5 protein-coding genes are annotated in these 3,868 nt (G+C 62.5%); all 5 read right to left on the reverse strand.

The annotated features are described in order from the left end of the window. The coding region (locus ACYP33_RS00495) for a VOC family protein (protein WP_459619035.1) at positions 1 to 148 on the reverse strand (148 nt) is incomplete at its 3' end. Positions 149 to 220: 72 nt separating this feature from the next. Further along, positions 221 to 925: a glutathione S-transferase family protein gene (locus ACYP33_RS00500; protein WP_459618963.1), complete on the reverse strand. Its 705-nt coding sequence runs from the start codon at positions 923 to 925 to the stop codon at positions 221 to 223. A gap of 24 nt (positions 926 to 949) precedes the next feature. After that, positions 950 to 2,101 (reverse strand): phenylacetaldoxime dehydratase family protein, encoded by a 1,152-nt coding sequence (locus ACYP33_RS00505; RefSeq protein ID WP_459619037.1) that lies wholly within the window; start codon positions 2,099 to 2,101, stop codon positions 950 to 952. 226 nt (positions 2,102 to 2,327) lie between these two features. Further along, positions 2,328 to 3,260 carry a carbon-nitrogen hydrolase family protein gene (locus ACYP33_RS00510; RefSeq protein ID WP_459618965.1) on the reverse strand — a complete coding sequence of 311 codons (933 nt, stop codon included), beginning with the start codon at positions 3,258 to 3,260 and terminating at the stop codon, positions 2,328 to 2,330. Positions 3,261 to 3,317: 57 nt separating this feature from the next. After that, positions 3,318 to 3,868: MFS transporter (locus ACYP33_RS00515; RefSeq protein WP_459618967.1), on the reverse strand; the 551-nt coding region annotated here is incomplete at its 5' end.

Consider the following 3,868-nt stretch of genomic DNA (forward strand, 5'->3'; position numbering starts at 1 on the left):
CGTCCGACACGAAGGCCGCCGGGTATTCAGGCCGCTCGCCGACGACTTTCCAGCCGAGGCATTGTTCAAAGAATTGCCGGGTCGAGGCGAGATCCCGAACCGCCAGGCCGAGATGGTCGATGCCGCAGGTAAGCGCAGGGTTGGACATGGTGGGGTGTTCCTTCTGGTTGAATGAAGGCCGCACGCCCGTTCGACACGAAGCGGCGGCCCGGAGACATCGTCAATTCACGACCGGCAGCGACGGGCTTGCTTCGACGCCACCGAACTTCCGGTTCACGGCATTCGGTGCATCGGGCATCGGGACGAACCCGGGCAATGCTTCGATCCGTGCCAGCCAGCGCTGAATGTTCGGGTAAGGGTCGAGCGAATACCCGCCTTCCGGCACGTGCGCGATGTAAGCATAAGCAGCAAGGTCGGCCAACGTGGGCCGGTTGCCGACTGCATAATCATGCTCGGCAAACATCGGCTCGATCGTATCGAAGAACTCGGTCGTGATCCGCAGCCCGGTCGCCATCGGCACCAGCTCTTCATCGTACACAACGAGGCGGCGCACCGCGCACGGCCCGTAGGCGATCGGACCGGCGCAGAACGAAAACCACTGCTGCACCGCGGCCGCCTCGATCGGATCGTCGGGCAGCCAGCCCGCGTCGCCGTAGCGGCGGGCCAAGTACGTCAGGATTGCCGTCGATTCGTACAAGGTCACATCGCCATCGACGATGACGGGCACTAGCAGGAACGGGTTGCGATCGTGAAAGCTCGGGTCGAGCAACGCGCTCTGCGGAAACCGCTTCGGCTCCACGTCGATTTTTTCGTACGGCAAGCCGAGGATCGACATGTAAAGCTGCACGCGATGGCTGTGGCCGGAATAAGTCATCGCATAGAGCCGAATCGGCTGCGCCGGCCAATCTTTTTTGGAATTTGACATAGCAAATGGTGTGCGGTCGTGGCGCTAAATGGAAGAGGCTGCCGAGCCCCACAGGTGGGCAAACTTCAGCAGCCCCGTCTCGACGTGGCAGTTCAGGTATTCGAACGCGGGCGTGGTACTGAGCACGAACACTTCATGCCAGGTCACGACCGAGCGTTCGGCGCCGTACTTCCGGCGCATCGCGAGGGCGTGCCGGAAGATGTCGAGGTGGGTCTGATGGGATTCGGACCATCGCTCGAGATGCCCAAGCGACAGAAAATAGCCGTGCTTCGAGGTTTCGCGCAGCGGCTCACCCTGCTTGTCGAGATTGACAAGCGGCCGCAACAACAGGCACCCCGATGTGTCGGGATGCTCGACCAGATGCTGCATCCCGGCTTCGAGCTTCGGCTGCAGGTTGTCGTAGTAGTCGTCGAGTTGCTCGCCCTCCGCCTTTTGCCAGTACTGCCCCGACCGGATGCTGACGACGTTGGGCGGCAGATCGATGCGAACCCGCCGCGAGCGCAATGCCGCGTGACGTTCTTCCGGCACGTCGTCGCCATAGGGCGATTCGAGGCCGTCGATAGCCGAAATCGGCAAGCGATCGCGCATCGCCCCGAAGTATCCGGCGGTGTAGGTTTCCGCCAGTTCGCTGCGTGCCGTGCGGCCCACGCCGACGCGGTAATACGGCTCCGAGAAGATCGTCTCGAAACGATCGTACGGTACGCTGACCGTCTCGCGCCAATACCCGACGCCATCCTGTTCGCGGTCCGAAGCGTTCCACCATGCGTTGAACGCACTGGTTCGCTTCCACATCGCATGACGCGTCACGTCGGTCCAGTAAGCCACCACCACCGAATCGGTCAGGCCATTTGCGCCGCTGTGGCGCAGTTCTTCGTGGCAGTCCGGCCCCCACGGTTCGTCGAAGCCGGCGCGAGCGCGCTCGAAGAACGCGCGTTCGACCGTGGCATCGGCCCCGCCGTGCTGCACCGCCATGTAGTCGGAAATGACGGCCGTGACCGGCATCTCCCATCGCACCGAAAACTTCGGTTTGTCCGGGCGGAAACCATCACGGCGCCGCTCGGGCACCGTCCGTTCGTACTCGATATGAAAGCTCATTGGTTCGCTCCATGTCCCCCGGCAACGCGGCACGCTTCGGGGTAACGCCTCTGAAATCGACTGGAAAGCTGCAGCGGCCATGGATTGCAAACAAGCTCGGCCGCTCAGACCGAACCATCGTATTCGCGCGCGTTCGCCTTGTCGTACAACTTCGCACCCGGTCTATCGATTTCGATTTAGTCTCATGTTTTTTATAGTATTTTTTTGTACTATCGAATCGAACGAAAATTGTCCTGACGAGCCAAAAATAAAAAAACGCGGTGCGCAGGCAGCACACCGCGTTCTCCGCGTCACAACGCGGAACCGCTTACTCGGCCGAGAACGTCACCGGCGCCATCGGTGCGGTATTCACGCTCAGCTTGAAAATGTCGGGGCGCGAGTAATGGCCGACCACGTCGAAATCGAGGTTGCTGGCACGGCCCACGGCGGTATCGATTTCAGCGTAGAGAATCGTTTCCGTATCGAACACCGGCCCGGCCAGCACCTTGCCCAGCGGATCGACGATCATGCTGCCGCCGTGCATGATGTAATCGGCTTCGCCCGCTTCGAGATGGAAATCGTCGCGGAAGAACGCCGGGTATTCGTCCAGACGAATCGCCTGGCAGGCGCTCAGCACGTGAACGCGCCCTTCGAGCGCGATATGGATCATCGACGGCGCCCAGCTCGCGCGGTCGTCCGCGGTCGGCGCACAATAGATCTCCGTGCCTTGCGAATACATGGCCTGGCGAAGCGCCGGCATGTAGTTCTCCCAACAGATCACCGTGCCGATCGAGCCGATTTGCGTCTCCACCGGCGCGATGGTCGAGCCATCGCCGAAACCCCAGATGATCCGCTCGGTTCCGGTCGGCATCAGCTTGCGGTGATAGCCGGCCACGCCCTTGCCCGGCACCAGCGTCACGCCGGTGCAATACAGCGTGCGCCCCGAGCGCTCGATCACGCCGATCACCACGTGCACGCCCGTTTCGGTCGACACGTCGGCCAGCAAGGCCAATTCCGGGCCGTCGAGCGTCACCGCGCCTTCCCGATACTTCAGGAAGTGCGCGCGGCCGCCATCGGTGCGACGGCCGACCAGGGTGCCGAACGACGCACCTTTCGGATAGCCGCCCAGGAACGCTTCAGGAAACACCGCGAGCGTCGCGCCTTCGCGGGCGGCGTCGCGAATCAGGCCGGCGGCCTTCTCCGCGCTCTTCATCGGCTCGAACGGAACGGATGCGGCTTGTACGACAGCAGCTTTGAACATCGTGCAACTCCAATTTCTTTAAGGTTGGTGATAGGGACAAACATGCACGGCTTCAGATCAGCCTTGCGCGATGTCCCGCTCCTTCGTCTCCGGCAACATGAAATAAAGGATGACGAAGCAAACGAATGAAATGCCGGCCAGGTACCACGCCGGGATGTTCGGGTTGCCGGACCAGCGGATCAGCGCGGCGGCCACGAACGGGCCGGGGCCGGCCAACACGGCCAGCGCGAGGTTGTGGCCGACGGCGGCCCCGGTCGAGCGGATCGACGCCGGGAACACTTCCACCAGCAACACCACGTCCATCACCGCCGTCACCGCCACCAGCGCCGCCAGCACGATCAGGCCGGCCAGGATCGCGAGGTAGTTGCCGGTATTCATCAGCAGGAAGATCGGATAGGCGAGCACCGTCAGGCCGAGCGCCGAAGCCAGCACCAGCGGACGCCGGCCGATCCGGTCGCTGAGGCGGCCCACCAGCGGCTGGAAGATCGTGTAGAGCACCAGGGCCACGCTGCACAGCCACAGCGATGCCGTCTTCGACAGCCCGACCGTCTGCGTCAGATGGTTGTTCGCGTAGGCGATGAAGTAGTACAACGAAACACCGAACAGCG

This window comes from Burkholderia sp. 3C (assembly GCF_054589155.1).